General features: G+C 31.4%; 25 protein-coding genes and 1 other annotated feature. Of the genes, 23 read left to right on the top strand and 2 right to left on the bottom strand.

Annotated elements, in window-relative coordinates; all coding sequences use genetic code 11:
- Nucleotides 1-4: 4 nt before the first annotated feature.
- The 6 genes from hisB to hisE all read left to right on the top strand — a co-directional run bounded on the left by hisB (nt 5) and on the right by hisE (nt 3,957).
- A complete protein-coding gene (gene hisB, locus AC0N0V_RS17590; RefSeq protein ID WP_474464570.1) occupies nt 5-598 on the top strand; it encodes an imidazoleglycerol-phosphate dehydratase HisB in 594 nt (197 codons plus the stop codon).
- A gap of 18 nt (nt 599-616) precedes the next feature.
- The gene (hisH, locus tag AC0N0V_RS17585) at nt 617-1,222 is read left to right on the top strand and encodes an imidazole glycerol phosphate synthase subunit HisH (protein ID WP_474464568.1); all 606 of its coding nucleotides are present in this window, start codon (nt 617-619) and stop codon (nt 1,220-1,222) included.
- Nucleotides 1,223-1,499: 277 nt separating this feature from the next.
- Nucleotides 1,500-2,216 (top strand): 1-(5-phosphoribosyl)-5-[(5-phosphoribosylamino)methylideneamino]imidazole-4-carboxamide isomerase, encoded by a 717-nt coding sequence (gene hisA / locus AC0N0V_RS17580; RefSeq protein WP_474459781.1) that lies wholly within the window; start codon nt 1,500-1,502, stop codon nt 2,214-2,216.
- A gap of 2 nt (nt 2,217-2,218) precedes the next feature.
- Complete coding sequence (gene hisF, locus AC0N0V_RS17575; RefSeq protein WP_474459779.1) at nt 2,219-2,980, top strand: imidazole glycerol phosphate synthase subunit HisF; 762 nt, start codon at nt 2,219-2,221, stop codon at nt 2,978-2,980.
- A gap of 138 nt (nt 2,981-3,118) precedes the next feature.
- Entirely contained in the window at nt 3,119-3,475 is a 357-nt protein-coding gene (hisI, locus tag AC0N0V_RS17570) for a phosphoribosyl-AMP cyclohydrolase (RefSeq protein WP_474459776.1), read from the top strand.
- Between the two features lie 146 nt (nt 3,476-3,621).
- Nucleotides 3,622-3,957, top strand: coding sequence for a phosphoribosyl-ATP diphosphatase (gene hisE, locus AC0N0V_RS17565; RefSeq protein WP_474459773.1), 336 nt, complete (start codon nt 3,622-3,624; stop codon nt 3,955-3,957).
- 189 nt (nt 3,958-4,146) lie between these two features.
- Here hisE and AC0N0V_RS17560 read toward each other — a convergent pair whose 3' ends face one another.
- Complete coding sequence (locus AC0N0V_RS17560) at nt 4,147-5,346, bottom strand: nucleotidyl transferase AbiEii/AbiGii toxin family protein (protein ID WP_474459771.1); 1,200 nt, start codon at nt 5,344-5,346, stop codon at nt 4,147-4,149.
- 439 nt (nt 5,347-5,785) lie between these two features.
- On the opposite strand from AC0N0V_RS17560, the gene AC0N0V_RS17555 reads away from it, so the two are divergent.
- From AC0N0V_RS17555 to AC0N0V_RS17530, 6 genes are all read left to right on the top strand, one after another.
- Complete coding sequence (locus tag AC0N0V_RS17555) at nt 5,786-6,979, top strand: glycosyltransferase family 4 protein (protein ID WP_474459769.1); 1,194 nt, start codon at nt 5,786-5,788, stop codon at nt 6,977-6,979.
- Nucleotides 6,980-7,001: 22 nt separating this feature from the next.
- On the top strand, nt 7,002-7,730 hold the full coding sequence (locus AC0N0V_RS17550; protein ID WP_474459767.1) for a phosphatase PAP2 family protein: 729 nt from the start codon (nt 7,002-7,004) through the stop codon (nt 7,728-7,730).
- Between the two features lie 45 nt (nt 7,731-7,775).
- The gene (locus tag AC0N0V_RS17545; protein ID WP_474459764.1) at nt 7,776-8,477 is read left to right on the top strand and encodes a response regulator transcription factor; all 702 of its coding nucleotides are present in this window, start codon (nt 7,776-7,778) and stop codon (nt 8,475-8,477) included.
- 100 nt (nt 8,478-8,577) lie between these two features.
- On the top strand, nt 8,578-9,978 hold the full coding sequence (locus tag AC0N0V_RS17540) for a sensor histidine kinase (protein ID WP_474464566.1): 1,401 nt from the start codon (nt 8,578-8,580) through the stop codon (nt 9,976-9,978).
- A 178-nt stretch (nt 9,979-10,156) separates the two neighbouring features.
- The gene (locus tag AC0N0V_RS17535) at nt 10,157-10,765 is read left to right on the top strand and encodes a hypothetical protein (RefSeq protein WP_474459762.1); all 609 of its coding nucleotides are present in this window, start codon (nt 10,157-10,159) and stop codon (nt 10,763-10,765) included.
- Nucleotides 10,766-10,953: 188 nt separating this feature from the next.
- Complete coding sequence (locus AC0N0V_RS17530) at nt 10,954-12,291, top strand: D-glucuronyl C5-epimerase family protein (protein ID WP_474459760.1); 1,338 nt, start codon at nt 10,954-10,956, stop codon at nt 12,289-12,291.
- Between the two features lie 143 nt (nt 12,292-12,434).
- On the opposite strand, the gene AC0N0V_RS17525 is transcribed toward AC0N0V_RS17530, so the two are convergent.
- A complete protein-coding gene (locus tag AC0N0V_RS17525; protein WP_474459758.1) occupies nt 12,435-12,899 on the bottom strand; it encodes a cytochrome b5 domain-containing protein in 465 nt (154 codons plus the stop codon).
- Nucleotides 12,900-13,155: 256 nt separating this feature from the next.
- Here AC0N0V_RS17525 and AC0N0V_RS17520 point away from each other — a divergent pair, with 256 nt between their 5' ends.
- From AC0N0V_RS17520 to alaS, 11 genes are all read left to right on the top strand, one after another.
- Nucleotides 13,156-14,061, top strand: a complete 906-nt coding sequence (locus AC0N0V_RS17520) for an AEC family transporter (protein ID WP_474459756.1) — start codon at nt 13,156-13,158, stop codon at nt 14,059-14,061.
- Nucleotides 14,062-14,073: 12 nt separating this feature from the next.
- Complete coding sequence (locus AC0N0V_RS17515) at nt 14,074-14,844, top strand: histidinol phosphate phosphatase (RefSeq protein WP_474459754.1); 771 nt, start codon at nt 14,074-14,076, stop codon at nt 14,842-14,844.
- 130 nt (nt 14,845-14,974) lie between these two features.
- On the top strand, nt 14,975-15,469 hold the full coding sequence (locus tag AC0N0V_RS17510; protein ID WP_474459752.1) for a flavin reductase family protein: 495 nt from the start codon (nt 14,975-14,977) through the stop codon (nt 15,467-15,469).
- A 189-nt stretch (nt 15,470-15,658) separates the two neighbouring features.
- Nucleotides 15,659-16,453: a hypothetical protein gene (locus tag AC0N0V_RS17505; protein ID WP_474459750.1), complete on the top strand. Its 795-nt coding sequence runs from the start codon at nt 15,659-15,661 to the stop codon at nt 16,451-16,453.
- 108 nt (nt 16,454-16,561) lie between these two features.
- Complete coding sequence (locus tag AC0N0V_RS17500; RefSeq protein ID WP_474459748.1) at nt 16,562-17,836, top strand: replication-associated recombination protein A; 1,275 nt, start codon at nt 16,562-16,564, stop codon at nt 17,834-17,836.
- Between the two features lie 233 nt (nt 17,837-18,069).
- Entirely contained in the window at nt 18,070-18,525 is a 456-nt protein-coding gene (locus AC0N0V_RS17495) for an RrF2 family transcriptional regulator (protein ID WP_474459746.1), read from the top strand.
- Nucleotides 18,518-19,720 carry a cysteine desulfurase NifS gene (gene nifS / locus AC0N0V_RS17490; RefSeq protein WP_474459743.1) on the top strand — a complete coding sequence of 401 codons (1,203 nt, stop codon included), beginning with the start codon at nt 18,518-18,520 and terminating at the stop codon, nt 19,718-19,720. The genes AC0N0V_RS17495 and nifS overlap by 8 nt, the downstream gene beginning before the upstream one ends.
- 5 nt (nt 19,721-19,725) lie before the next feature.
- Nucleotides 19,726-20,160, top strand: coding sequence for a Fe-S cluster assembly scaffold protein NifU (gene nifU, locus AC0N0V_RS17485; protein WP_474464564.1), 435 nt, complete (start codon nt 19,726-19,728; stop codon nt 20,158-20,160).
- A 292-nt stretch (nt 20,161-20,452) separates the two neighbouring features.
- Nucleotides 20,453-20,977, top strand: a complete 525-nt coding sequence (locus tag AC0N0V_RS17480; RefSeq protein ID WP_474459741.1) for a PRC-barrel domain-containing protein — start codon at nt 20,453-20,455, stop codon at nt 20,975-20,977.
- The gene (locus AC0N0V_RS17475) at nt 20,946-21,974 is read left to right on the top strand and encodes an AI-2E family transporter (RefSeq protein ID WP_474459738.1); all 1,029 of its coding nucleotides are present in this window, start codon (nt 20,946-20,948) and stop codon (nt 21,972-21,974) included. Before AC0N0V_RS17480 ends, AC0N0V_RS17475 begins: the two co-directional genes overlap by 32 nt.
- Before the next feature lie 53 nt (nt 21,975-22,027).
- Nucleotides 22,028-22,303, top strand: a binding site (T-box leader).
- Between the two features lie 50 nt (nt 22,304-22,353).
- Complete coding sequence (alaS, locus tag AC0N0V_RS17470; protein WP_474459736.1) at nt 22,354-24,993, top strand: alanine--tRNA ligase; 2,640 nt, start codon at nt 22,354-22,356, stop codon at nt 24,991-24,993.
- Nucleotide 24,994: the final 1 nt, after the last annotated feature.

Raw genomic sequence — 24,994 nt, 5'->3', positions numbered from 1 at the left:
AAGTATGGATAGTGTTAGAAAGGCTGAGTTTTATAGAAAAACCGGTGAAACAGATGTTGTCGTGGAAGTTAATTTGGATGGTGAAGGTATTTATAACATCAATACAGGAATAGGATTTTTTGATCACATGTTATGTCTTATGTCAAAACATAGTATAACAGATTTAAACATAAAAGCTAAAGGTGATTTATATGTTGACGGACATCATACGGTAGAAGATGTAGGAATAACTATTGGAAAATGTTTAGAAAAAGCTTTAGGAGATAAAAGCGGTATAAAAAGATATGGAACTTCATTTGTTCCTATGGATGAAGCTTTAGCAATGGTTTCTATGGATATAAGCAGAAGACCATTTTTGATGTTTGAAGCTCAGTTTAATTCAGAGAAGGTCGGAGAACTAGATTCAGAGTTAGTAGAGGAATTTTTTAGGGCTGTTGCCGTTCATGCAGGCATAACACTTCATATAAAAGTTATGTATGGTAAAAATACTCATCACATGATAGAGGCCATCTTCAAGGCTTTTGGGAGAGCATTAAGGGAAGCGGTAAGTAAGGACGAGAGAATAAAAGGAGTTATGTCAACAAAAGGAAGTCTGTAAAAGTTGGAGGTGTAAATGATGATTTCTATTATAGATTATGGTATGGGAAACTTAAGAAGTGTGCAGAAGGCGTTAGAATTTATAGGTGAAAAGGCAGTTATAACTTCGGACAGAGACCAAATAGAGAAAAGCAGTGGAATAATTTTACCAGGTGTTGGAGCTTTTCCGGATGCTATGGCAAGTTTAAGCGATAAAGAATTAGATATAATTTTGAAAAGAGAAGTAGAGAGAGAAAAACCAATACTAGGCATATGTTTAGGAATGCAACTTTTATTTGATGAAAGCGAAGAAGTTTCATTAAATTCTGGTTTAGGATTCATAAAAGGTAAGGTTAAAAAGCTTTATGGTGATATTAAAATACCCCATATGGGTTGGAATAGCTTGAAGGTAGCAAAAGATTGTGCTATTTTGAAAGACATAAAGGAAGATAGTTATGTATATTTTGTTCATTCCTTTTATGCAGAGATGAAGAGTAAAGAAAATCTCAATGCATCTAGTTTTTATGGAATAGATGTGCCGGCGGTTGTTAGTGTCAGAAATCTATTTGGAGTTCAATTTCACCCTGAGAAAAGTGGGGAGGTTGGAATTCAGATGCTAAAGAATTTTGTGGGGCTTACAAAATAAGTTTAGATAGGTGTATATATAAAGTGAAACTTGAATCAGAGGGGGTTTTAACCCCACCTGATTCTTAGTTGAACGAATCCAGGGACGTAGTCTCTCGCAACGTACTCTTGGAGAAAAGCAGATATCCCAAATCTCTGATTTGGTGATAGTCGCTTTCACACCGTGCGAGGGGGTATTAGAGCGGGTAGTCATCGGATAAATATAACTTAAACTATGGCCTTATTATATAATTTGTAAGTACTGCGGAAAGTTATAATAGAATTAGGAGGTAAGTATAATGATAATATTTCCAGCTATAGATTTGAAGGATGGTAAGTGCGTGAGATTGTATCAGGGAAAAATGTCATCTTCAGAGATTGTTGGTGAGGATGCTATAAAAACAGCTTTAAGTTTTAAAAATTCAGGAGCGAAATATCTTCATATGGTAGATTTAGATGGTGCCGTTAAGGGATATCTTCAAAATATAAATATAGTATTGGATGTTATTAAGGAAGTTAACATACCTGTGGAACTAGGTGGAGGTATAAGGGATTTAGAAACTATTGATATACTTGTAGATAAAGGTATTAGCAGAGTGATACTGGGAACGGCGGCCTTAAATAATCCTGAAATGGTAAAGGAAGCAGTTAAAAAATATAAAGATAGAATAGCTGTAGGAATAGATGCTAAGAACGGATTAGTGGCGGTAGATGGTTGGTTAAATGTTAGTAAAGTAAACTATATCGACTTTGCTAAAAAGATGGAGGATATAGGAGTACAAACTATTATATATACAGATATAAGTAGAGACGGGACATTAACAGGACCTAATTTAGAACAACTTTCTAAGATAAATTCAGAGATTTCTTGTAATATAATAGCTTCTGGCGGAGTGAAAAATATTAAAGATATAAAAGACCTTAAAGAAATAGATGTATATGGAACAATAGTTGGGAAAGCTGCATATTCAGGGACTATAAATCTAGAAGAAGCAATAAGAGTTGGGAGGGATTAAAGGTGCTTGGTAAAAGAATAATTCCTTGCTTAGATGTAAACATGGGGAGAGTAGTAAAGGGAGTAAACTTTGTTAATTTGAGGGATGTTGGAGATCCAGTAGAAATAGCAGAGTTTTATAATAAAGAGGGTGCAGATGAGTTAGTTTTCCTAGATATCACTGCTACCCACGAAGGCAGAAAAACTATGATTGATGTTGTTGAGAGAACAGCAGAAAAAGTATTTATACCACTTACTGTTGGGGGAGGAATAAGTAATATAGAAGATTTTAAAAATATATTAAGAGCTGGGGCAGATAAGATTTCTGTTAACTCAGCAGCTATAAGAAATCCGCAGCTTATCAGCCAAGCTGCAGACAGGTTTGGAAGTCAATGCGTTGTAGTAGCTATAGATGGAAGGATGAGAGAGGATAAGTCTGGATGGAATGTGGTTATTAATGGTGGAAGAATAGATACAGGTTTAGATGTGATAGAGTGGGCAAAAAAAGCTGAAAGTTTAGGTGCAGGAGAAATACTTTTAACAAGTATGGATGCTGATGGAACTAAAGCTGGTTATGATATAAGCCTGACAAAGGCGATAACCGATTCAGTAAATATTCCAGTAATAGCCTCAGGTGGCTGTGGAAATCTAGAACATTTCTATAATATATTTGCACAATCGGGGGCAGATGCAGCGCTGGCAGCTTCACTTTTTCATTATAGGGAGCTAAGCATTGGTGGAGTAAAGTCGTATTTGAGAGAACAATCAATAGAAATTAGATTATAGGTTTGATAAGTTTATATTTCTTAAAATTGAATTAAATAAACTAAAATTGATTAGTATTAAAAATATTTTGAATAAAATTACAGCAACTTAGAATATAGACGTAGAAGCGTAAAATATTTGCTAAAGAAGGTAGTTGAAATGGAGAATATAGGATTAAAGAACGTAAATCAAAAGAATTTAAAAGATATAGATTTTAAAAATGGGTTAATTCCAACTATTGTACAAGATCACTTAAGCAATGAAGTTTTGATGCTAGCATATATGAGTGAAGAGTCATTAAAGAGAACACTAGAAACTGGAACTACCTGGTTTTGGAGTAGATCAAGAGAAGAGTTTTGGAACAAAGGAGCCACTTCTGGTCATTTTCAATATGTAAGGAGTATCAGTGTAGACTGCGATGGAGATACATTACTTATAAGAGTGAAACAGATAGGAGCAGCTTGTCATACAGGAAATAAAACTTGTTTTTATAGGAAGATTACTTCAGTAGAATAGCACAGTTAGGTATTAGAATTAATAAATAGCGAAAGTATTACAAGGTAAGCTAGTAAGCTAAATTTAGTCAAAACACTTTAATAATTTATCATGGTAAATCATATATATTTATTATACAGTTAAATATTGAAATAGGAGGGTTAATTATGGAAGTAAGAAATATAATTGAACAACTTTATGAGGTAATAGAAGAAAGAAGAGAAAATTCAGTAGAAGGTTCTTATACAAGTTATTTGTTCGATGAGGGTATAGATAAAATACTAAAGAAGATTGGGGAAGAAGCTTCTGAGGTTATTATAGGAGCTAAAAATAATAGCAAAGAGGAAGTTGTATATGAAACCTGTGATTTAATTTATCATCTACTAGTTTTGATGGTACAACAAGGAATCGTTATTGAGGACTTAGTAAAAGAATTGGAAAAAAGAAGACAAAAAATATGTAATAAAAAGGCTGAGAGAAAACTGGTAGAGGGTATACACTAGTAAAGATAGTAAATTACCTTAGTAATAAACAGATTTGAAAAGTAATATGAGAAAGCGTAGTGCTTTCTCATATTACTATAAAGAAGTTAAATAAATAAACCAAGAGTTTTAATGTATTATACTTATATCCAATTATAGTAGACTAAATTAATATAAGTTTTTGGTTAGTAAATAATAAATATAGAAAATTCACAGTACGCTTGGTGTCATATTACTTAAAATATAATCTAAACATATAAGTCTTAACGGATGTCCTGTCCCTTCTAAATTAAGCAAAGGGTCTTTTGAATTAATCCTAGACTTTAATGATCTTTTAAATGCACGTCTTTCTTTTTTACCTAAAGATTTATAGTACTCGTATTCATCAATTACAATATTTATACCTTCTAATCTATAGTAATTTTCTTCAAGTATATAAGTTTTAAGAGAAAATATCCATATGTATAAATATAGAGACATCACGCTCCACATATCTGTATAAAGGATGGATCTGTTCTCTTCTAACATTGAAGCTTCTTGAAATCTGACAATTTGTATTGGTAATTCAGAACGATTTTCTATTAAGCTGAAAGTACCAATATCATAGGTACTATATAAAATATCATTTAAAAGTGTCTCTATACTAATGGAATTAGCATTCTTCATTTTTATCTCGTGTTCCAGGCTTTCCTTTATTCTCTCAGATATTATTTTAAAGCTTTCCAAATCATTACTGGAATTTATAAGACAGTATAAATCGTATATATTCTTATAAATTCTATCTAGTTGATTTTTTTCTAATCCTGAAAGGTTAGGTGCTAACGTTAGAAATTTATCACTTATAGTTGAGTATTTATCAATAACGATAGGTTTGTAAGAAAGTTCAAGTCCTAAGGTCTTACATTTAGAGAGTCTAGTAATATGAAGTTTTTCTATGTCTGAGAACAAAAAGTCTATTTTAAGCCCAGGATATCTTTGCCTCTTCCAAGAGTTAAATACAAAGGGTATGTCGAATATGAAGGTCATCATTGGTATAGTTCTACCGTGAAGTATTACTTCTTTAGGTATGTACTCTCTGTAACTACAATGAATTCCATTTCTGTTGAAGTCCTCTTTTATAGAGCGTATTACTTTCTCTAACTCTTTTCTCGATAAATCTGTTACACAATCTATATCAGCAGTTAGTCTTTGGAATTCTAATGGAAGATGTAGCTGAGTAGAAGCGCCGCCCTTTAGAACGCATCTGTTTTTAGTTCTTTTTTGTATTTGCGCATGTATCTCATATATCCAAATATGATCTTCTAAAGCGTATTTATTTAATATACCAAGTTCTTTTGATTTTGATTTGATATATCCTTTTGTAAAATTATTAAATGGATGACAGAGTACAGAACTATTCTTTCTTGCCAAAGTGTTCACCTCATTTTCAGCAATTTAACTATAGTGATTTAAGATTATTTCATAACCAACCTTTTATAATTATTATTGCAAATTAACTAAATTATATCATATCTTTTGTAAGACGATAACAGTGTTATTAATGTGTTTTAATTTATACAAGATATAGGAATAAGAAGTTATATTCTTTATTATGAGAAAATTTATGTTAGAAACATGATGATATTATTAAGAAATACTTAAGATTTTTTATTACAAATACTTAAGATGTGACTCCTATAATTGTAGATAGATTAATTGAATTTTAGTTATTAGAGGCAAATTCTTATATAGAATTTATTCTAATCTAATTCTAATGGTTCATTAATATTACCTTAATTGGAAGCATCTATAATGAAAAATGAATAATTTATAAGATTATTTTTAAATTTTACTTATGGGGGTACATCAAATGAAAGTATTAATTACAACGGACACATATTTTCCAATGATAAATGGAGTAGTAACTTCTACAAATAATTTATATAAAGAATTAAAAAGAAATGGGCATGAGGTTAAAATTATGACACTATCACACGAAGAAGAAGAGAAAGTTGAAGGTGATGTGTATTATCTGAAGTCTATGAAGATTAATGTTTATCCAGATGCGAGAATAAAGACTCCTTTTCGCAACAAACTTGTAAAGGAAATATTAGACTGGCACCCTGATATAATTCATTCACAAACTGAATTTTCTACGATGCTGACAGCTAAATATATTGCAAGAAAGCTAAATATTCCTCAAATACACACTTATCATACCATGTATGAGGATTATACTAGTTATATATGTGGAGGAAAGATACTTAAAAGAAATGTAATAGCAAAAATGACTAAATTACTTTTGAATTCTTTTGATGCAGTAATTGCTCCAACGGATAAGACTGAAAAGGCACTTACAGATTACGGTGTAAACAAATCTATTTATGTAATACCTACAGGAATAGATTTAAATAAATTTCAAAAAAACATCACTGAGGATGAAGAAAGTGAATTTCTCTTGAAATTTGGAATTAGTAAAGAGGATAAAATAATAGTTTATGTAGGGAGAATAGCTGAGGAAAAAAATATTAACGAAATAATAAAACTTTTTCCTAGTGTAATAAAAAAGGTTAAAAATATAAAGCTTTTAATTGTCGGGGGAGGACCTCAATTAGAAGAACTAAAAAAACAGGTTGCAGGGATGAGTTTAGATAGCCATGTAGTTTTTACTGATATGATAGACCCTAAAGAAGTATATAAGTATTATAAAATGGCAGATGTCTTTGTTACTGCCTCTAATAGTGAAACTCAGGGATTAACTTATTTAGAGGCATTAAGCAGTGGATGTCCTATAGTTTGTAAATGGGATCAGTGTGTTGAAGGTGTTGTTATTCAAGGGGAAAACGGATTTTCATATAGAATGGATTGGGAGTTTAGTAAATATATTAGCGAAATTTTATTAAATGAAGACATAAGGAATAAAATGAGCAAAATGGCAGAACTAAAGGCTAATCAATACTCGAGTGAAACTTTTGGAAATAGAGTTCTTAACGCTTATAATAAAACTGTTAACTATTTACCACTTGTTCATACAGAAGCTAGAACTTCGGGTGTGCAGTATTAACTTAAGAGAGGTTGATGATAAAATGAAAAGGATAAAGGACAATCTACTTCCTTTAATGCTTATGTTATTAATACCAATAGTGAATATTTTTTATGGCTATATAAATAATTCTTCCCGTGGAGTACACAGTTTGATAACAGATTTAGATAAGGCTGTACCATTTTTAAAAGTATTTATAATTCCCTATTTAATATGGTATCCATTTATAATATTAACTCTAGTATATTTATGTATTCATCATAGAAAAACCTATTATAAAACCATAAGCACATTGGTTATAGGCATACTTCTAAGTTATGTAGCGTACTTCTTCTTTCAAACTACTGTTCAAAGACCACAGCTTATTGGAGATGATCTCCTTACTACACTTGTAAAATTTGTATATAGCACAGATAATCCTTTCAACTGTTTTCCAAGTATACACGTTTTAACCAGTTATGCTATGATAAAGGGGATAAGAAACAGTGGTTGTAGAAATCTAATTATTAATATGACTATTTACTTAACAGGAATACTTATAATTTTATCAACTCAATTTGTTAAACAACATGTTATATTAGATTTGGTTTTTGCCATTATTCTAGCAGATGGGATTTATGCGGTTGTAGATAAAGTAAGACTTACTTCAAATGGAATTTTCAAACCACATCTGAAACTTAATTGGAAAAGTATGAAGGGAAATTTTGACTTAGATATTAATAAGAATTCTAGTTTACCAAAGCAAAAGAATTATAATGTTCCTACTGTGTAGGATTAGTAAACTATAATATAATTTAAGTGTAGAGAGGTGTTTACTTTGGATAAAGAGACAATACTAATTGTGGATGATGAAAAAGAAATTAGAGACTTAATAGGAATTTATTTAGTGAACGAGGGCTATAAGGTTCTAAAAGCAGGCAGCGGATCAGAAGCATTAAGTTCTCTTAATAAAGAAGAGGTAGATTTAATTATATTAGATATTATGATGCCTAATATGGATGGTATGGAAGCTTGTATGAAAATACGAGAAGACAAGAATATGCCAATCATAATGCTTTCAGCTAAGAGTGAAGATATAGATAAAATTATGGGTCTTACTACAGGCGCAGATGATTATGTAACAAAACCCTTTAATCCACTTGAGTTGATAGCAAGAGTTAAGTCTCAGCTAAGAAGGTATAAAAGATTAAATACAGTACCAGTGACTGAAAAAAATGAAACTATAATTGAAATAGATGATCTTTTAATAAATATAGATACTCACGAGGTTAAAGTAAGGGAGAGAGATATAAAGCTTACGCCCAGGGAATTTGACATATTGTTATTATTAGCAAGAAATAAGGGAATAGTTTTTAGTATAGAAAAGATATATGAAACCGTATGGAAGGAAGATTTCTTCGAATCAGACAATACAGTAATGGTTCATATAAGAAAAATAAGAGAAAAGCTAGAGGAAAGCCCACGAAAACCTAGATTTATAAAAACTGTATGGGGGGTCGGTTATAAAATTGAAAATTAGAGTCCCTAGATTAGTAAAAAAATTTTTTAGCCCAGTCACAAAGTTGTATAGGATAATATGGAGTAGAGTCAAAAAGAGTATAAGACTTGAGTTGATTTTGGTGTTCGGAATATGTCTGTTTGCTTCTATGCTAGTGGGAAGTATAGTAAGTGACTTGTTTCAAGAAACGGTAAAGAATGCTAAGATAGATTACAGTGTGGGCATACAAAGAATATCGAATCAAGCCAATGATGTTGTATACTCTTTGAGAGAAGCTAATTTAAGCATAAATGAAAAAGAAAAAATACAAAACATACTGCAGCACTCAAAACAAAGTGATAATTATAAGATAGTAATATCTGATTTAGATGGTAAGGTCTTATATAAATCGGATAATGCTAATGAAACACAGATAGATATATATAATACAATAAAAAGTGCAATGGACACTAACAGGGATGCAGCGTATGGAAATAATCTATCAGCGTATAGAAATAAGGAATATGTAAGCTTTTACCCAGTAAGCTTTACAGACGGAAGAGGTTATGTAATAGTAAGTGGTATGCCAGAGGGGCAGATTGTTTATTATAAGAACAATAACTATCTTCCAGGAACAATTGCAGTTCTTGCTACCTTTCTTTTATCCTTTTATTTCATAACTAATAAAAAGATGAAGTATATAGAAGTTGTTTCAAAGGGGCTTGTTGAAATATCAAAAGGAAATTTAGACTATAGAATTGAAATGTATGGAGATGATGAAATCGCCTCTTTAGCAAACAACATAAATGTTATGACAGAAGAACTTAAAAATAAAATAGAAAATGAAAGAAAAGTAGAGCGGACAAAAAGTGAACTTATAACAAATGTTTCTCATGATCTAAGAACACCTTTGACTTCAATTAAAGGATATTTAGCACTGATTCAAGATAAAAAGTATACTGAAGAGAGCCAATTAGAACAGTATGTAAATATAGCTTATAACAAGTCAGAGAAACTGGAAGCTTTAATTAATGACTTGTTTGAATACACAAAGCTTAGCAACAATGGTGTGAATTTGGATAAGCAGAGAATAGTATTAAATGGATTGCTTGAACAATTAATAGATGAATTAGTCCCTATTAGCGAAGAAAATGATGTGACTATAGCTGAAGAATTTATAAATGAAAAGTTAACGATTAACATTGATCCAAACAAAACTGTTAGAGTATTTGAAAACTTACTGATGAATGCTATAAGATACAGCCTAAAGCCAGGAGAAATTAAAGTAATTCTTACTAAAGAGGAAGAGTTTGCAGTAGTGAAAGTGCAAAATAGATGTGACAATCTAACAGAAGAAGATTTAGAAAAAATATTTGATAGATTTTATAGAGTAGAAAAATCAAGATCATCGGATACAGGTGGTAGTGGTCTTGGCCTTGCTATAGCAAAAAATATTGTAGAGCTCCAGGATGGAACTATTGATGTACAGTATGAAAATGAGTATATAAGTTTTAACGTAAGATTTAAATTGTCAAAGGACTAGAAATTATATTCTAGTCCTTATTACGTTAGATACAATAAATTTAAATGATATATCTATAAAAACAGAAAGCCATAAAAAGAAAAGTATGGTATAATTTAGTGGGCAGTATAAAATTAAATTCTTTTAAATAAATCTCATTTATTAGTATTCAAATGGACAAACTATGGAGGGGATAATCATGAACATGGAAATCAAAAAGAAGAATGATTTAATATTGGAACTTGTGGAAGTATCTGCAAAGCCAATAATGAGTGCAAAAAGTTATTGGTATGAAAGTATCTATAATATACTCAGGGGAAAGGTTGAACGCACAAAAACGGAAGAAGAATATGCAACTATATTAAAATCTGAACTTCTTTATATGAGAAAACTGTGGAATAGAGAATTAGATGTTATATGTGAATGGGGACAAAAAGGAGAAATTCCAGTAGTAGAACAAGTTAATGAGATAATTGCCCAAATGGAAAATGAGTGTGAGACTAATGTGTTTGATGGAAGAATTGTGTTTAAGAATGGAAAAGGTTTAAATAAAAATGACTTGCAGTTTATTGAGAGATATATTGCCATTCCAGACATAAAAGAAAGAATTAGAGCCTTAGAAGAGGATTACATATATCTTAGAATTAGGGATTATATTATTTTAAATATTTATCAATTCCTTTCTGAAAATAGAGAGTTGATTTTAGACTTATTTAAAGAGGACTCGAAGGGAACTACGCAAAGAATTGCTGATTTAGTTTCAGGTGTGGCCGATGTTTGTATGTTTGAACAGATAGAAAGTATTTAGATAACTAACAGTGAACAATGAATGTAAATATTCATTGTTCATTTTTTTTGTAAATAATTAGGTTCTCTAAATGGTAAGTGTTATTTTTTATTAACATAAATATAATTTGTTATAATTTATATTTTGTATTATACTTGATTAGGTAAATAAGAAAAATTTTCTATTGGTTTTTTACAAGGAGTGATGACATGAAGCATTTAAAAAGACTAATATTTGCTAGTTGTTTTATTCTGGGTTTTTTGTGGAATATTAACAATGTACAAGCTATGGAAACTTCAGCGGACAATTACTACAACACAATATCACAATTTGGATATTTACAGCCTTATGAGGCATTAAATATTCTTGTTGAAGCTCATAAGCTCTATCCGGATGACAAAAGATTCATTGATGGGCTAAATGATAGAGCAAAAACAATATTAAGTTGGAGTAAGGGCAGCCATTTAAAGGGAAGTTATGGGAGTGCAATAGATGGATATAATATAATATTAAAAACTGATGGAGTATCACAGTACATAAAAGATGAAGCAAACATTTGCTTAATACTTGCAAATAGAAGAGAAGAAGGGGCAATAGGTAGGATTAGTTTATCAAATGACTTTGATTCAATAGAAAAATATCAACAAGAGTATATAAACTCAGGCTATGAATATCCAAGCCTAGTGTCCTATGATTCCTTTGGAAATTATTTATTTATTGAGAATTCTTACAGCTTTACGGATACGGACAATATTAAATTTGATAGCAATGGAATTCCAATGACGAATTATTCAGGTGATTTTTATTACAACCCAGTTACTATAGCTCAATATGCACTAACTCTCTACGATAAATATCTAAAAGCGGACTATTCAAAGAATCAGTCTTTGAAAAATGAATTTCTAAAGGTAGCTAGTTGGCTTGCAGATGATGTTGATAGATATGGAGCTCTAAGATATTCATTTAGGTATAAACACTATCTTGATGATACTGAATTTAGAGAAGGTTGGGTGTCAGCAATGGCACAAGGACAAGCATTGAGTGTGTTTACAAGAGCTTATCACTTAACTAATAATAGAAAATATGTTCAAACAGGAAATAAGGTGTTTGAATTCCTAACAAAGAAAACTTATGAAGGTGGAGCAACTGATGACTTAAGAAGGTTAAATGATTCTCTTAGAGGACATCTATTCTTTCAATTATATGTAACAAATCCTCCTTCATATACTTTAAATGGACACATGTTCACACTAATAGGATTGTATGATTGGTCAAATATAAAGTACAATGGAAAAATTAGTGACGAGGCTGAGAAGTATTTTAAGGAAGGCTTAGAAACACTAAAATATGTTTTACCTTATTATGATATAGGTGGAATGGTATCCTATGATTTGGGATATTTAACTAAGCCTGGAATAAAACCGACTGTAAATCTAGGCTACTATGGAATACATTTAACTTTATTAGATGCTCTATATAGAGTAACAAAAGACAAGGAACTGCAATATTATAGAAATTTGTGGACTTCTTACATAGTGAAATATTAGTAGGGAAAAAGCTGTTGATAACATATTATCAACAGCTTTTTAGATTGAAGATTATTTAAAGCTTTATTTAATAATTCTGACACTAATATTTAAAATTAAATAAAACTATCAAGCACTAATGCTAACTTATTTTAGTGGGTACACTATCTTGCTAAAGTTCCTACTGTAGGCAGTTTATCTAGTATGGCAGGATTTCCATGACAGCTATTAAACTGATCAGTCAGATCTTTTCCAGCAGTCAGCCCAAAGTGGCTAGCTCCTCCCCAGGTAGCTTCTAGGCTTATATCATATACTTTTCCATTGACTGCTATATAGGATGGATTATTGTTAGAGCCATTATACTTAGAAAGTTCAGCTAAAGTAAAAGTTTTGTCTAGTCTATTGGACATATAATTTGCATTTACCGATTTTTCATCGTATGATTTCATTGAAATATTTTTGTTATTATCTTCGGTTAGCCTCAGTAGATTCTCCATATTAATGATTATTTGTTTGGAATAGTAGAGTTTTTTATAGGGACATGACGTAGTTAATAACAGAGTCTTATAGTAACTTATTTTGAACCTTAAGTATGCCAGTATTTTTTCTGTATTATCATATATATACAAATTGAACGCCTCCTAAGAATTCTAATACTAAATATATGAAACTTAGAAAGAAAATCTCCTAAAATCGATTAACATTTTATAAAAGGTTAATATAATCCTATAATTAATTACTTTAAATAATAAGTTGAATTTTATATTTAAATATTTATGCTTTTGTAGTTACTGAAAAGCTTATTTATATAATCAAAACAAATCCTTTATTTTTCTTCTATAAAAGTGTAAAATTTTAAATGGAGACAAGTTTGGAGGGAAGAGTTTGAATAATAATGTAATAAGTCAAGTAATAATATTATCATTAGTTATGGTTGTTGGAGTGTATGCAAGAAAAAAGAATATAATTACTAGTGAAACTAAAAAAAGTCTTTCTGAATTGCTTATGAACATAACACTTCCTTTTTTACTTATAGCTTCATTCAATTTTAACTATTCTAAAGATATGATTATAAATGCTAGAACTATTTTTGTTTACTCTATAATCATTCACATAGTACTAATACTTATAAGTAAGGTTTTAGCTTTTAGATATCCTGAGAATTCTCAAAAAGTTTTAAGATTTGTAACTATTTTTTCGAATTGTGGGTTTATGGGGTATCCAGTTTTAGAGGGGTTATTTGGAAAAATAGGTATTTTTTATGGAGCTATATATAACATACCATTTAATATATTTATGTTAAGTGCTGGTGTTATGATTTATACAGGAAAAAAGGATTTAAAGACTTTAAAAGATGTTTTAGTACATCCGGGTATAATTGCAACAGTATGTGGTCTTATAATGTTTATTTTTCAAATAAAGCTACCATATCCGGTATATACTACGTTAAGTGTGGTAGGTTCAATGACCACACCATTGTCTATGATTATTGTAGGTGCTATGCTTGCTGAAGTTAAATTCGAAGAAATTTTTAAGGGGTCAATGGTGTACTATGCTTCTTTTTTAAGACTTATGGTAGTACCATTTCTTACTTTGTTTATTCTAAAGCTACTTCATGCAGATAGGTTATTACTACAGGTAAGTGTAGTTATTGAGGCAATGCCAGCAGCAGTATTAGGTTCAATACTTGCTGAAAGATATGGAGCAGACACTGCACTTGCTTCTAGAAGCGTATTTATTACTACAATAATCTCTATGATTACTATTCCAATTGTAGTAATGTTTATATAAGGAGGGTAAAAAATGTTTGATACTCACATTCACACGAAGATTTCTACTGATTCTAAAATGGAAATAGAAGATGCTATTAAATCTGCAAAAGACAAGAACCTTTCATTAATAATCACTGAGCACATGGACTTAAAGTTTCCAAAGGAAGGTTTATTTTGTTTTGATGTGGATAATTATTTTAAAGAATATAGTAAATACAAGAGTAACAACTTATTATTAGGAGTGGAAGTTGGGATGAAGGATGACTGTCCTGAGGAGAGTAGAGAACTGATAAAAAGTTATCCTTTTGATTACGTTATAGGGTCAATCCATTTAGTTGATAATGTGGACATTTATTATCCTGATTATTACCAAGGGAATAATAAGAAGAAAGCTTATGAGAAGTATCTATTAGCTATGTTTAATTGTATAAATCAATACGATTTTATAGATAGTATGGGACATATTGATTATATTTCAAGATATGCAAGGTTTGAGGATAAAGAAATCTATTATGAAGAATTCTCAGACATAATAGATGAAATATTAAAGACACTTGTAGATAAAGATAAATGTATGGAGCTAAATACCAGGAGATTAGATAGCAAAGAAGCGGTAAAGAATCTTATATCTATTTATAAAAGATTTAGAGAACTTGGTGGTAAAGAAATAACACTAGGTTCTGATGCACATAACCCGATAGCCATAGGAAGTAATTTTGATATAGCTAGGGAGATAGTGAATTTAACAGATTTAGATGTTGTTTATTTCAAGAATAGAAAAAAGGAATACGATAAACTATAGCTCAATATAATAGGTTAACTGAAAATTAAACTATAAGGCTAGTAGTTTCTGTATAGAAAATTGGCTAGTATGAAGGAGCAGTATAGATTATTTTAATAAAGAAAACGTAAAATTTAAGGAGGATTTTGGAATGGATTTCACACAAAACTTAGAAAAAAACATGGAATATCTACATAAAAAGGGAGCTTTCTTAACCACAAAAGTTGGAGATGAGATTAATACTATGACAATAAGCTGGGGGAGCATTGGATTTATATGGGGGAAGCCGATGTTTACTGCATTAGTTAGAAAATCAAGACATACTTATAACCTTCTTGAAAAAGCTGGAGAATTTACTGTAAGTATACCACTAAGTGATAGTATGAAGAAAGAATTAGCCCTATGTGGAACAAAGTCAGGAAGAGATATTAATAAGCTTAAAGAGTGTAATTTACAATTAGGTGAAGGAAAAATTGTTTCAACTCCTGTGATAAAGGGTTGTGGAGTACATTTTGAATGTAAGGTTTTATACAAACAGCCTATGAGTCCAAACCTTTTAGATGAAAGAGTTGATAATAATTCTTATGGAAATAAAGACTATCACACAATTTATTTTGGAGAAATAGTAGACTGTTACGAGGAGTAACAAAAAGGCGACACGTTTTAAGATAATTTTACTTGAAATGTGTTGCCTTTTTTTATTGCTGTCTGTGAAATTTTGGTACTTTTTTAATATTAAGTATGAATAAGCTTTTTTTAGCGTTAAATATTCTTTTGAGGAATTGTGAATTAGTATATAATATTAGTTAATCTAATTCTGAGGAGAGAAAGTTTTATGGGATTAATAAATAAATTTGCAAAGTTAGGAAAAATAGCAGTTAGCTCTATTGAAGAAAATGTTAAAAGCAAGTTGACGGAAAGTAAAATTAAGAGTATTGATAAAAAACTTGAGGATATGAACGATAAAGAAGGAGCTCACTTGATAATAAAAAAAGAAAATTTGAAAAAGCAACTGGAATTGGAAAAACTAAAGGAACAAAAAGAAAGAGAAGATGCCAAATCTGAATTAAAACAAGAAGTTAACGCATCTATACAAGAGCGAAAGAAAGAAAATGAAGATTTAAATATTATACAGAAGGCTAAAAAGGAACTTGGTGAAATTCCTATAACTACAATTGTAAATGACTTAGCAGAAGGTTTGTCAGAAATAGAAAAGGCTCAGAAGCGAGTTAAGGATTCTCCAGAAGACATCTACTCTTGGCTAGAATTGGCTGAAGCTTTAAGAGTTTATAGAAAAGCATTTATAGCTTTAAATGGAATAAAAGCACCTATTGATCCAATAGGAAGTACGATTGATATAAGTACAGAGATTGCTTTTGGTTCTATAGAAAGTGCATTGGATAAAGATAAATGGACTTATGAAAGAGCTTTAGAGCAAGCAAGGAAGCTTGGAGCTACGGAAAAACAAATAAAACAATTTAGTGAAAGCTATAAGAAAAATATAATAGGTGCAGCGGTAAGAGGTACAGGTCATATGGTTTATAAACAGAGCAAGAAACTATTAAAAACCAGTGAGAGAATTCTAGATTTTACTGTGGATAAGCTGCTAGAAGATAAGAAAAAAGAGTAGTGGTCAAAAAATATACTAAAGTTAAAAATATAACTTTGTATTGGCATAATCGAAGCTAATATAGTAAAATATTACTTATCGATAATCGTTATTAAAAGGAGCTAAATCATGAAACCCTTAGCAGATAAAATTAGACCAACAAAGTTAGAGGAAATAGTTGGTCAACAGCATATACTTGGAAAAAATAAAATACTAAGAAGAATTGTAGAAAGTAAGCAGATACCCAATATGATATTTTATGGACCGCCAGGCGTCGGAAAGACAACAGTGGCTAACTTAATTGCAAGCACCACGAATAAAAAGTTTTATAAGCTAAATGCAACTAATGCTTCAGTAAGCGATATAAAAAGCATAATAGATGAACTTGATAGTCTTCTAACTATGAATGGTGTGCTTTTATATTTAGATGAAATACAGAATTTTAATAAGAAGCAGCAGCAATCACTACTAGAATATACTGAAAATGGGAAGATAACTCTTATTGCCAGTACTACTGAAAATCCTTACTTTTATGTATACAACGCCCTTTTAAGCAGATCTTCAGTACTTGAGTTTAAAAATCTAAATATGGAAGATATCATTTTTGCACTAGAAAGGGCTATACAAATAGCACAAGAGGACTTAAAGGACACAAAGATCATTTGCGATTTAAAAGTGCTAGAATTTTTAGCTGAAAATAGTGGAGGGGATTTAAGAAAGTCTATAAACAATCTTCAATTATGTATATATACCACTCCTAAAAATAGTGAGGGAAACATATATGTAACTTTAGAGATAGCTAAGGAGTGCGCAGGAAAAAAAGCCTTAAATTATGATAAATTAGGTGATAATCACTATGATGTGTTAAGTGCTTTTCAAAAATCGATTAGGGGGAGTGATCCTGACGCAGCTATTCATTACTTAGCAAGACTGGTAAAGGCAGGTGATTTGATATCCATATGCAGAAGATTAATGGTAATAGCAGCTGAGGACATAGGATTGGCATATCCTAATGCTATGCCTATAGTTAAAGCGTGCGTAGATTCTGCAATGCAGCTAGGATTTCCAGAGGCTAGAATTCCACTAGCAGAAGCGGTGATACTTTTAGCTACATCTCCAAAATCTAACTCTGCTTGTCTTGCAATTAGTGCAGCACTTAGCGATTTAGATAGCAGACATGTAGGAGATATACCAAGTGATATTAAGGATGCTCACTATGGTGGGGCTTCAAAGTTAGATAGGGGAACTGGGTATAAGTATCCACATAACTTCAAAAATCATTATATTAAGCAGCAGTATTTACCAGATAATATAAAGGATGTAGTTTATTACGAGCCTTGTGATAACAAAATGGAGAATGCTATTAGAACTTATATGAAACAAATTAAAGAATGGGCAAAGTGATTCTATATTTAACAAAGCCTTTCGCTATAGTGAAAAGCTTTGTTTTTGTTTGGATAAAATTTCGACTTTAGAATTATAATAAATATGATTACTGGCAGGCTGTAACAAATTAGGATATAAATAAGATTAATTTTGTATCTTTTTGTTAACTTCATTGTTGACAATTTTACTCTGGTTTGCTATTATAAATCTGAAAGCATAGTAAAATGCTCAACATTAAAGGAGGTGGTTTGATGAAGCTATCAACTAAAGGAAGATATGGCGTAAAAGCAATGGTTGACTTGGCTATTCATTATGGAGAAGAACCATCATCCATAAAGAACATATCAGAGAGACAACATATTTCAGAATATTACCTTGAGCAATTATTCTCTCCTTTAAGAAAGGCTAATTTGATAAAAAGTATTAGAGGAGCTCAGGGAGGATATATATTAAATAGAGATCCTAAAGAAATAACTGTTGCGGAGATAATGACGGTCCTGGAGGGACCAATTGAAATATCAGATTGTATAGATGGAGAAAGAGAAAATTCGTGCAGCAATATTGATTGCTGTGCTACAAGACTTTTATGGTCTAGGATAAAAGAAAGCATGGACAGTGTCATGGAGTCCACTACATTACAAGATATGGTAGATGATTATAATAATATGAAGTACAACAGACAGAAAGGGGATAATGTTAATGAATAAAAAAGTTTACATGGATTATTCAGCTACTACTTACACAAAACCAGAGGTATTGGAAGAGATGCTTCCGTATTTTACAGAGCATTTTGGAAATCCATCATCATTATATTCAATGTCAGATGTTCCTAGAAAGGCAATAAATACAGCTAGAGAGAGAGTTGCTAAAGCCATAAATGCCGGAAAGGATGAAATATTCTTTACAGCAGGTGGCTCGGAAAGTGATAACTGGATACTAAAGGGTATAGCTTTTGCTAACAAGAGCAAAGGAAATCATATTATAACTACTAAAATAGAGCATCACGCTATATTACATGCATGTAAATTCCTTGAAAAGAGTGGATTTGAGGTAACATATCTTCCAGTTGATGAATTCGGTTTCATAAGCTTAGAGGATTTAAAAAATGCTATTACTGATAAAACAATACTTGTATCAATTATGTTTGCTAACAATGAAGTTGGAACAATTCAGCCTATAGCTGAAATAGGTAAAGTTTGCAAGGAGAGAAATGTTTACTTCCATACAGATGCTGTTCAGGCTATAGGTCATATAGATATAGATGTTAAAGAAATGAACATAGATGCACTTTCAATGGCAGGACATAAGTTCTACGGACCTAAAGGTGTAGGGGCAATGTACTTAAGAAAGGGAGTAAAAATAGAGAATTTAATACATGGTGGTGGACAGGAAAAAGGTAAAAGAGCTTCGACTGAAAATGTTCCAGGAATTGTTGGTCTTGGAAAAGCTATAGAGCTTGCTACAGAAGAGTTGGAAGTAGAAGCTAATAGACTAAGAGGACTAAGAGACAGACTTTTAAATGGTCTTGTTGAAAAGGTACCTTATACTAAAGTTAATGGACCTATAGGTGATAAGAGATTACCAGGAAGTGTTAATTTAAGTTTTATAGGAATAGAAGGAGAAACTCTATTACTAGATTTAAATGACGAAGGTATATTTGCATCAACAGGAAGCGCTTGTGCTTCAGGTTCATTAGATCCATCACATGTTCTTTTATCATTAGGATTATCACATGGAGTGGCACATGGTTCACTAAGATTGAGTCTTGGATCGGGTACTACAGAAGAACATGTTGATTATGCTTTAGAGGTAGTTCCAAGAATAGTTGCTAGAAGAAGAGAAATGTCACCATTCTGGGAAGATTTTATAAAAGAAGAAAATGCAAAAAAGGAAGGTAGGTAATGGAGATGTATAGCGAAAAAGTTATGGATCACTTTAGAAACCCTAGAAACGTTGGAGAGCTTGAAGATGCTAACGGTGTAGGAGAAGTTGGAAACGCAAAATGTGGAGATATAATGAAAATTTACCTAAAAGTTGAAGATAATATAATTAAAGATGTAACATTTAAGACTTTTGGATGTGGTTCTGCAATAGCTTCATCAAGTATGGCTACAGAGCTTATAAAGGGAAAAACATTGGAAGAAGCTTGGCAGTTAAGCAATAAAGCTGTAGCAGAAGCACTTGACGGGCTTCCACCAGTTAAAATGCACTGTTCAGTGCTTGCTGAAGAAGCAATTCATAAGGCAATAAACGATTATAGAATATCACAAGGACTTGAACCTTGGGAAACTAAGAATCATTCAGAACATATTCATGAGCATGTTCATGGAGATGAGGAATAATTAATTACTTGGGCGATCAGTGAAATTTTTATTTTACTGGTCGCCCAACTATTTTTTGTAAAATAATTATATAACTATAAATATAAGTTATATTTTTTACATAACAGGCAAAAATATTATATATAAGATCTATGCCATGTTAACAACTCTGTTTATTTATTAATATTAATTTTGATGAATTAATATTAATAGATGAGTTTATAGTATAATGTAAAAGTTTTATATCAAAAATAGATATTAACAAACTTTTGATTCTCAGCTCTTAACTTTTTAAAGTTATGGTGGTGGTAGGTTGTATAGAACTAGAGATTTTACCCTTATGGACGTTATAGATGTCAATGGGAAGAGGTTAGGATATATTAAGGATGTATTATTAGACTTTAATAAAGGAAAGGTAATAGGGTTTAATTTAGCCTCTACAAGCTTTTTAAGAAAAAATTCAAATATAATGCTAAATAATATAGTAAGCTATAATTCTACTATGGTTGTAACAGAAACTATTAAGGGAACTTTTCTACAATTTGATGATATAAAAGGGATGGATATTAGGGATAGAAAAGACAATATTGTAGGTATGATAGAAGATATGTTGTTTGATGAAAGGAACTTTACAATAAGTGCAGTAGTAGTGTCTGCTGGACTTATTACGAATTTTACTCAAGGTAAAAAGATAGTTTTAATTAAAGATCTTATGGTTGGAGAGAAAAATATTTTATTAAGTGAAAGAAATGGGAGTCTTAGTTTTTCAAGTATGCCACATAAATTGTTTATGGAAGATGATGTAGATGAAAAAGATAAAAATAAAATGGATTTATAAAAATATAATATTAATTATTATTATATTTTTGGTATTATTTTTTGCGGTTAGAAGCTCCATAATAAGAGAAGTTATGAACTTGCTACTTATTTCATTTGCTATTTCCTATACTCTACGACCCCTTCAAAAGAGAATGGAGCAAGGTAAATTTGGAAGAAGGACATCTGCTTTGATATTAATATGTGTAGTAATACTTTCAGTAGCAGTTATTTTTACTCTTTTAATACCTTCAATATTTAAAGAAAGTTTAAATATAAGTCATACATTAGGAAATATCGAAAAGTTCATTGGCACTATATATTCTAGATTGAAACCAATTACCAATAATAAAACTATGTATATAGCGATGGATAATGTGTATACAAAAATAAACAGTCATGTTTTGGGAATGTTCAACAAAATGTTTGATACAGTATTAAAAATAGGGCAAAATATAGTAACCATAGCAGTTATTCCGATAATATCTTACTATTTTTTATCTGATGGTGACTACATTTCAAATAAGCTTTTAAATTTTTTGCCTGTAAAAAGTAGGAACATAGTAAAGAAAATAAGCTCGCATATAGATAAGATATTAGGTAGATATATAGTTAGTCAACTATTTTTATGTGGACTTATAGGAGCGGCAACTTTTGTAATTCTATTATTTTTAAAGGTTGATTTTCCAGTTATCCTATCAATATTGAATGCTTTTTTTAATATAGTGCCATACTTCGGTCCAATTTTTGGAGCAGTACCAGCAATCTTTATTGCTTTAATAGATTCACCACAAAAAGCTTTATGGACAGCATTTTGGTTATATGCACTTCAACAGGTGGAAGGAAACATACTTTCACCCAAGATTACAGGAGATAGCGTAAGTATGCATCCTCTTATTGTTATATTACTTCTTATAATAGGGGGAGAGATTGCAGGATTCGTCGGGATGATAATAGCAATCCCAATAGGAGTTGTTATTAAAGTGATCTATGAAGATTTAAATTACTATTTGTTTTAGAGACATATTGACAGAGTTATTATTTTTATTTATAATTTGTAGCATAATTAGATATGTAGGCAATGATTGGAAGGAGTAAATATATTTTAACATTTAGAGAGGAAGTGTATGGTGTAAACTTCTTGTAGAATATATTGAAGCAGTCCATGAGTCATAAGAATTAAAGAGGCACAGTGTTGCATTTTCAAAGAAGTGAGTTAGTATTTTGAAGGATTCTACTAATTTTTTAAAACTACTAGTTATTAACCATCGTAATATATAGCTTTTACTCACTGACTAACTAACTGTGTAATTAGGGTGGTACCACGAAACATACTTTCGTCCCTTTCCGGGATGGAAGTTTTTTTATTAAATTACAAAATTAAAGGAGAGATAAACTGTGGAAAAATTAGGTTTAAACCAACTAAGAGAAATGTACTTAAGTTTTTTCGAAAGTAAGAATCATTTAAGACTGCCAAGTTTTTCGTTAGTGCCAAAGGCTGACAAAAGCTTATTATTAATAAACGCGGGTATGGCACCTTTGAAGCCTTATTTTACAGGATTACAAGTTCCGCCAAGTAAGAGAGTTGCTACATCCCAAAAGTGTATTAGAACTGGCGATATAGATAATGTAGGTAAGACTTCAAGACACGGAACATTTTTTGAAATGCTTGGAAACTTTTCTTTTGGAGATTATTTTAAAGAGGAGGCTATTGCTTGGGCATGGGAATTTTCTACAATAGTATTAAAGCTTCCGAAAGATAAGCTATATGTAACCATTTACTTAGAAGACGATGAATCTTTTGAGCTATGGACTAGAACAACAGATATAGATCCATCAAGAATATTTAGATTGGGAAAAGATGATAACTTTTGGGAGCTTGGAATAGGACCTTGTGGACCTTGTTCTGAGATTCATTTTGATAAAGGTGAAGGAAAGATAAGTTCAGCAGAAGAGTTTGTAAAAGCTGCTGATGAAGACAGGGTAATGGAGTTCTGGAATCTCGTATTTACTCAGTTTGATAAAGATGATCAAGGAAATTATAATAGATTGGCAAATCCTAATATAGATACAGGTATGGGGCTAGAAAGAATAGCTAGTATCATACAGGGAGTAGAGAGTATATTCGAAGTTGACACTATTAGGGCAATCCTAGATGAAGTTGGCAGGACTTCTGGTATGGAGTACGGAAAAGATGAAAAAATTGATATATCTATGAGAGTAATAACCGATCATATAAGAAGCGTAACTTTCATGATTAGTGATGGAATACTACCTTCTAATGAAGGTAGGGGATATGTACTCAGAAGATTACTAAGAAGAGCAGCAAAACATGGAAAGTCTCTAGGTATAAACGAACCATTTTTATATAAATTGACAGACGTAGTTATAGAAAATTCCAGTGGAAATTATCCTGAACTTAAAGAAAAAAGAGAATATATTAAAAAAGTTATTAAGCTAGAAGAAGAAAGATTTGATGAAACTATAGACAGTGGAATGCAAATATTAAATGAATATATTGAAGATCTACAAAATAACAGTGCATTTGTGTTATCAGGAGAGAGAGCATTTAAGTTGTATGATACGTATGGGTTCCCAGTAGAACTTACTCTAGAAATACTTGAAGAAAAAGGCATGACTATAGACACTGAGGGTTTTGAAAAAGAAATGAAAAGCCAAAGAGAGAGAGCAAGAGCTGCCAGAGAGGAAACAAACTATATGGGGGCAGAAGATACTGTACTCAATAAGATTCCTTTAGATATAGAAACAGTTTTTGAAGGTTACGAAACAACAGCATCTACTTCAAAAGTTACAGTGATAATTAAAGATGAAGAGTTTGTTTCTAGTATCTCCGGGGGGGATAAAGCTGTAGTTATTACAGAAAATACTCCTTTCTATGCTGAAATGGGGGGCCAAGTAGGAGATAAAGGAGTAGTCTTTAACAGTTCTTTTAAAGCTGAAGTTTTAGATTGTAAAAAGAATGTAGCTGGAAAGACACTTCACTTTATAAATGTTTTGTCTGGAAGTTTAAGTGTTGATGGTGAGGTTACTTTAAGTGTGGATGAGGAAAGAAGAAATAACATAAGAAGAAATCATACAGCAACACACATTCTAAATGAAGCCTTAAGAAAAGTTTTAGGAGAGCATGTTCACCAATCTGGTTCTTACGTTGATGATGAAAGATTAAGATTTGATTTCAATCATTTTGAAGCTGTAAGCGCTGAAGAACTTAAAAAAATAGAAAGCATAGTAAATCAAAATATAATGAAGGTTTTAAAAACTAGTACTACAATTATGAGTATACAAGAAGCAAAAGAAAGCGGAGCTGTTGCCTTATTCGATGATAAGTACAAAGATGAAGTTAGAGTGGTTTCAGTTGGGGACTTTAGCAAAGAGCTATGTGGTGGAACCCATGTGAAAAATTCAGGTGAAATTGGACTATTCAAGATAATTTCAGAGGCTGGAGTGGCTGCAGGTGTAAGAAGAATCGAAGCAGTAACAGGGCCAAAAGCAATCAGTTATGTAGAAGGAAAAAATGAATTATTAAAAGAAGTTGCTGGTAAATTAAAATGTTCAGAAAAGGAGATACTACATAAATTAGAGCTTCAGGCAGCTGAATTAAAAGAAAGAGAGAAAGAGATTGCAGAATTGAAATCAAAACTTGCAGGTGGTGCAGAGGATGAGATATTAAATAGTGCAAGAGAAATAAATGGAGTAAAATTATTTACAGGAGTGCTAAAAGATATTGATGGTAATGCACTTAGAGATTTAGCTGACAAAATCAGAAGCAAAGGCGGAGAATGTGTAGTTGTTCTCGGAAGTGAAGCTGAAGGAAAGGCACAGTTTGTGGCTATGGCAACAAAGGGCGTGATAGCAAAAGGAGCTCACTGTGGAAAGATAATAAAAGAGGTAGCTGCTATCGCTGGAGGCGGCGGTGGTGGAAGACCAGACATGGCGCAAGCAGGAGGTAAATTACCAGAAAAGCTTGAGGAAGCAATTGGTAGTTGTTCTGCTGTTATGGAAAAACTGGTTAAATAGT

The organism is Clostridium sp. CS1-1 (genome assembly GCF_056135525.1).
This window is presented reverse-complemented; position numbering and strand designations above follow the sequence as displayed.

Excerpts from the sequence above, each read along its gene's own strand:
- hisB (WP_474464570.1), top strand. The coding sequence starts at position 5 with ATGGATAGTGTTAGAAAGGCTGAGTTTTATAGAAAAACCGGTGAAACA.
- hisH (WP_474464568.1), top strand. The coding sequence starts at position 617 with ATGATTTCTATTATAGATTATGGTATGGGAAACTTAAGAAGTGTGCAG.
- hisA (WP_474459781.1), top strand. The coding sequence starts at position 1,500 with ATGATAATATTTCCAGCTATAGATTTGAAGGATGGTAAGTGCGTGAGA.
- hisI (WP_474459776.1), top strand. The coding sequence starts at position 3,119 with ATGGAGAATATAGGATTAAAGAACGTAAATCAAAAGAATTTAAAAGAT.
- hisE (WP_474459773.1), top strand. The coding sequence starts at position 3,622 with ATGGAAGTAAGAAATATAATTGAACAACTTTATGAGGTAATAGAAGAA.
- AC0N0V_RS17555 (WP_474459769.1), top strand. The coding sequence starts at position 5,786 with ATGAAAGTATTAATTACAACGGACACATATTTTCCAATGATAAATGGA.
- AC0N0V_RS17550 (WP_474459767.1), top strand. The coding sequence starts at position 7,002 with ATGAAAAGGATAAAGGACAATCTACTTCCTTTAATGCTTATGTTATTA.
- AC0N0V_RS17535 (WP_474459762.1), top strand. The coding sequence starts at position 10,157 with ATGAACATGGAAATCAAAAAGAAGAATGATTTAATATTGGAACTTGTG.
- AC0N0V_RS17530 (WP_474459760.1), top strand. The coding sequence starts at position 10,954 with ATGAAGCATTTAAAAAGACTAATATTTGCTAGTTGTTTTATTCTGGGT.
- AC0N0V_RS17515 (WP_474459754.1), top strand. The coding sequence starts at position 14,074 with ATGTTTGATACTCACATTCACACGAAGATTTCTACTGATTCTAAAATG.
- AC0N0V_RS17510 (WP_474459752.1), top strand. The coding sequence starts at position 14,975 with ATGGATTTCACACAAAACTTAGAAAAAAACATGGAATATCTACATAAA.
- AC0N0V_RS17505 (WP_474459750.1), top strand. The coding sequence starts at position 15,659 with ATGGGATTAATAAATAAATTTGCAAAGTTAGGAAAAATAGCAGTTAGC.
- AC0N0V_RS17500 (WP_474459748.1), top strand. The coding sequence starts at position 16,562 with ATGAAACCCTTAGCAGATAAAATTAGACCAACAAAGTTAGAGGAAATA.
- AC0N0V_RS17495 (WP_474459746.1), top strand. The coding sequence starts at position 18,070 with ATGAAGCTATCAACTAAAGGAAGATATGGCGTAAAAGCAATGGTTGAC.
- nifS (WP_474459743.1), top strand. The coding sequence starts at position 18,518 with ATGAATAAAAAAGTTTACATGGATTATTCAGCTACTACTTACACAAAA.
- nifU (WP_474464564.1), top strand. The coding sequence starts at position 19,726 with ATGTATAGCGAAAAAGTTATGGATCACTTTAGAAACCCTAGAAACGTT.
- AC0N0V_RS17475 (WP_474459738.1), top strand. The coding sequence starts at position 20,946 with ATGAAAAAGATAAAAATAAAATGGATTTATAAAAATATAATATTAATT.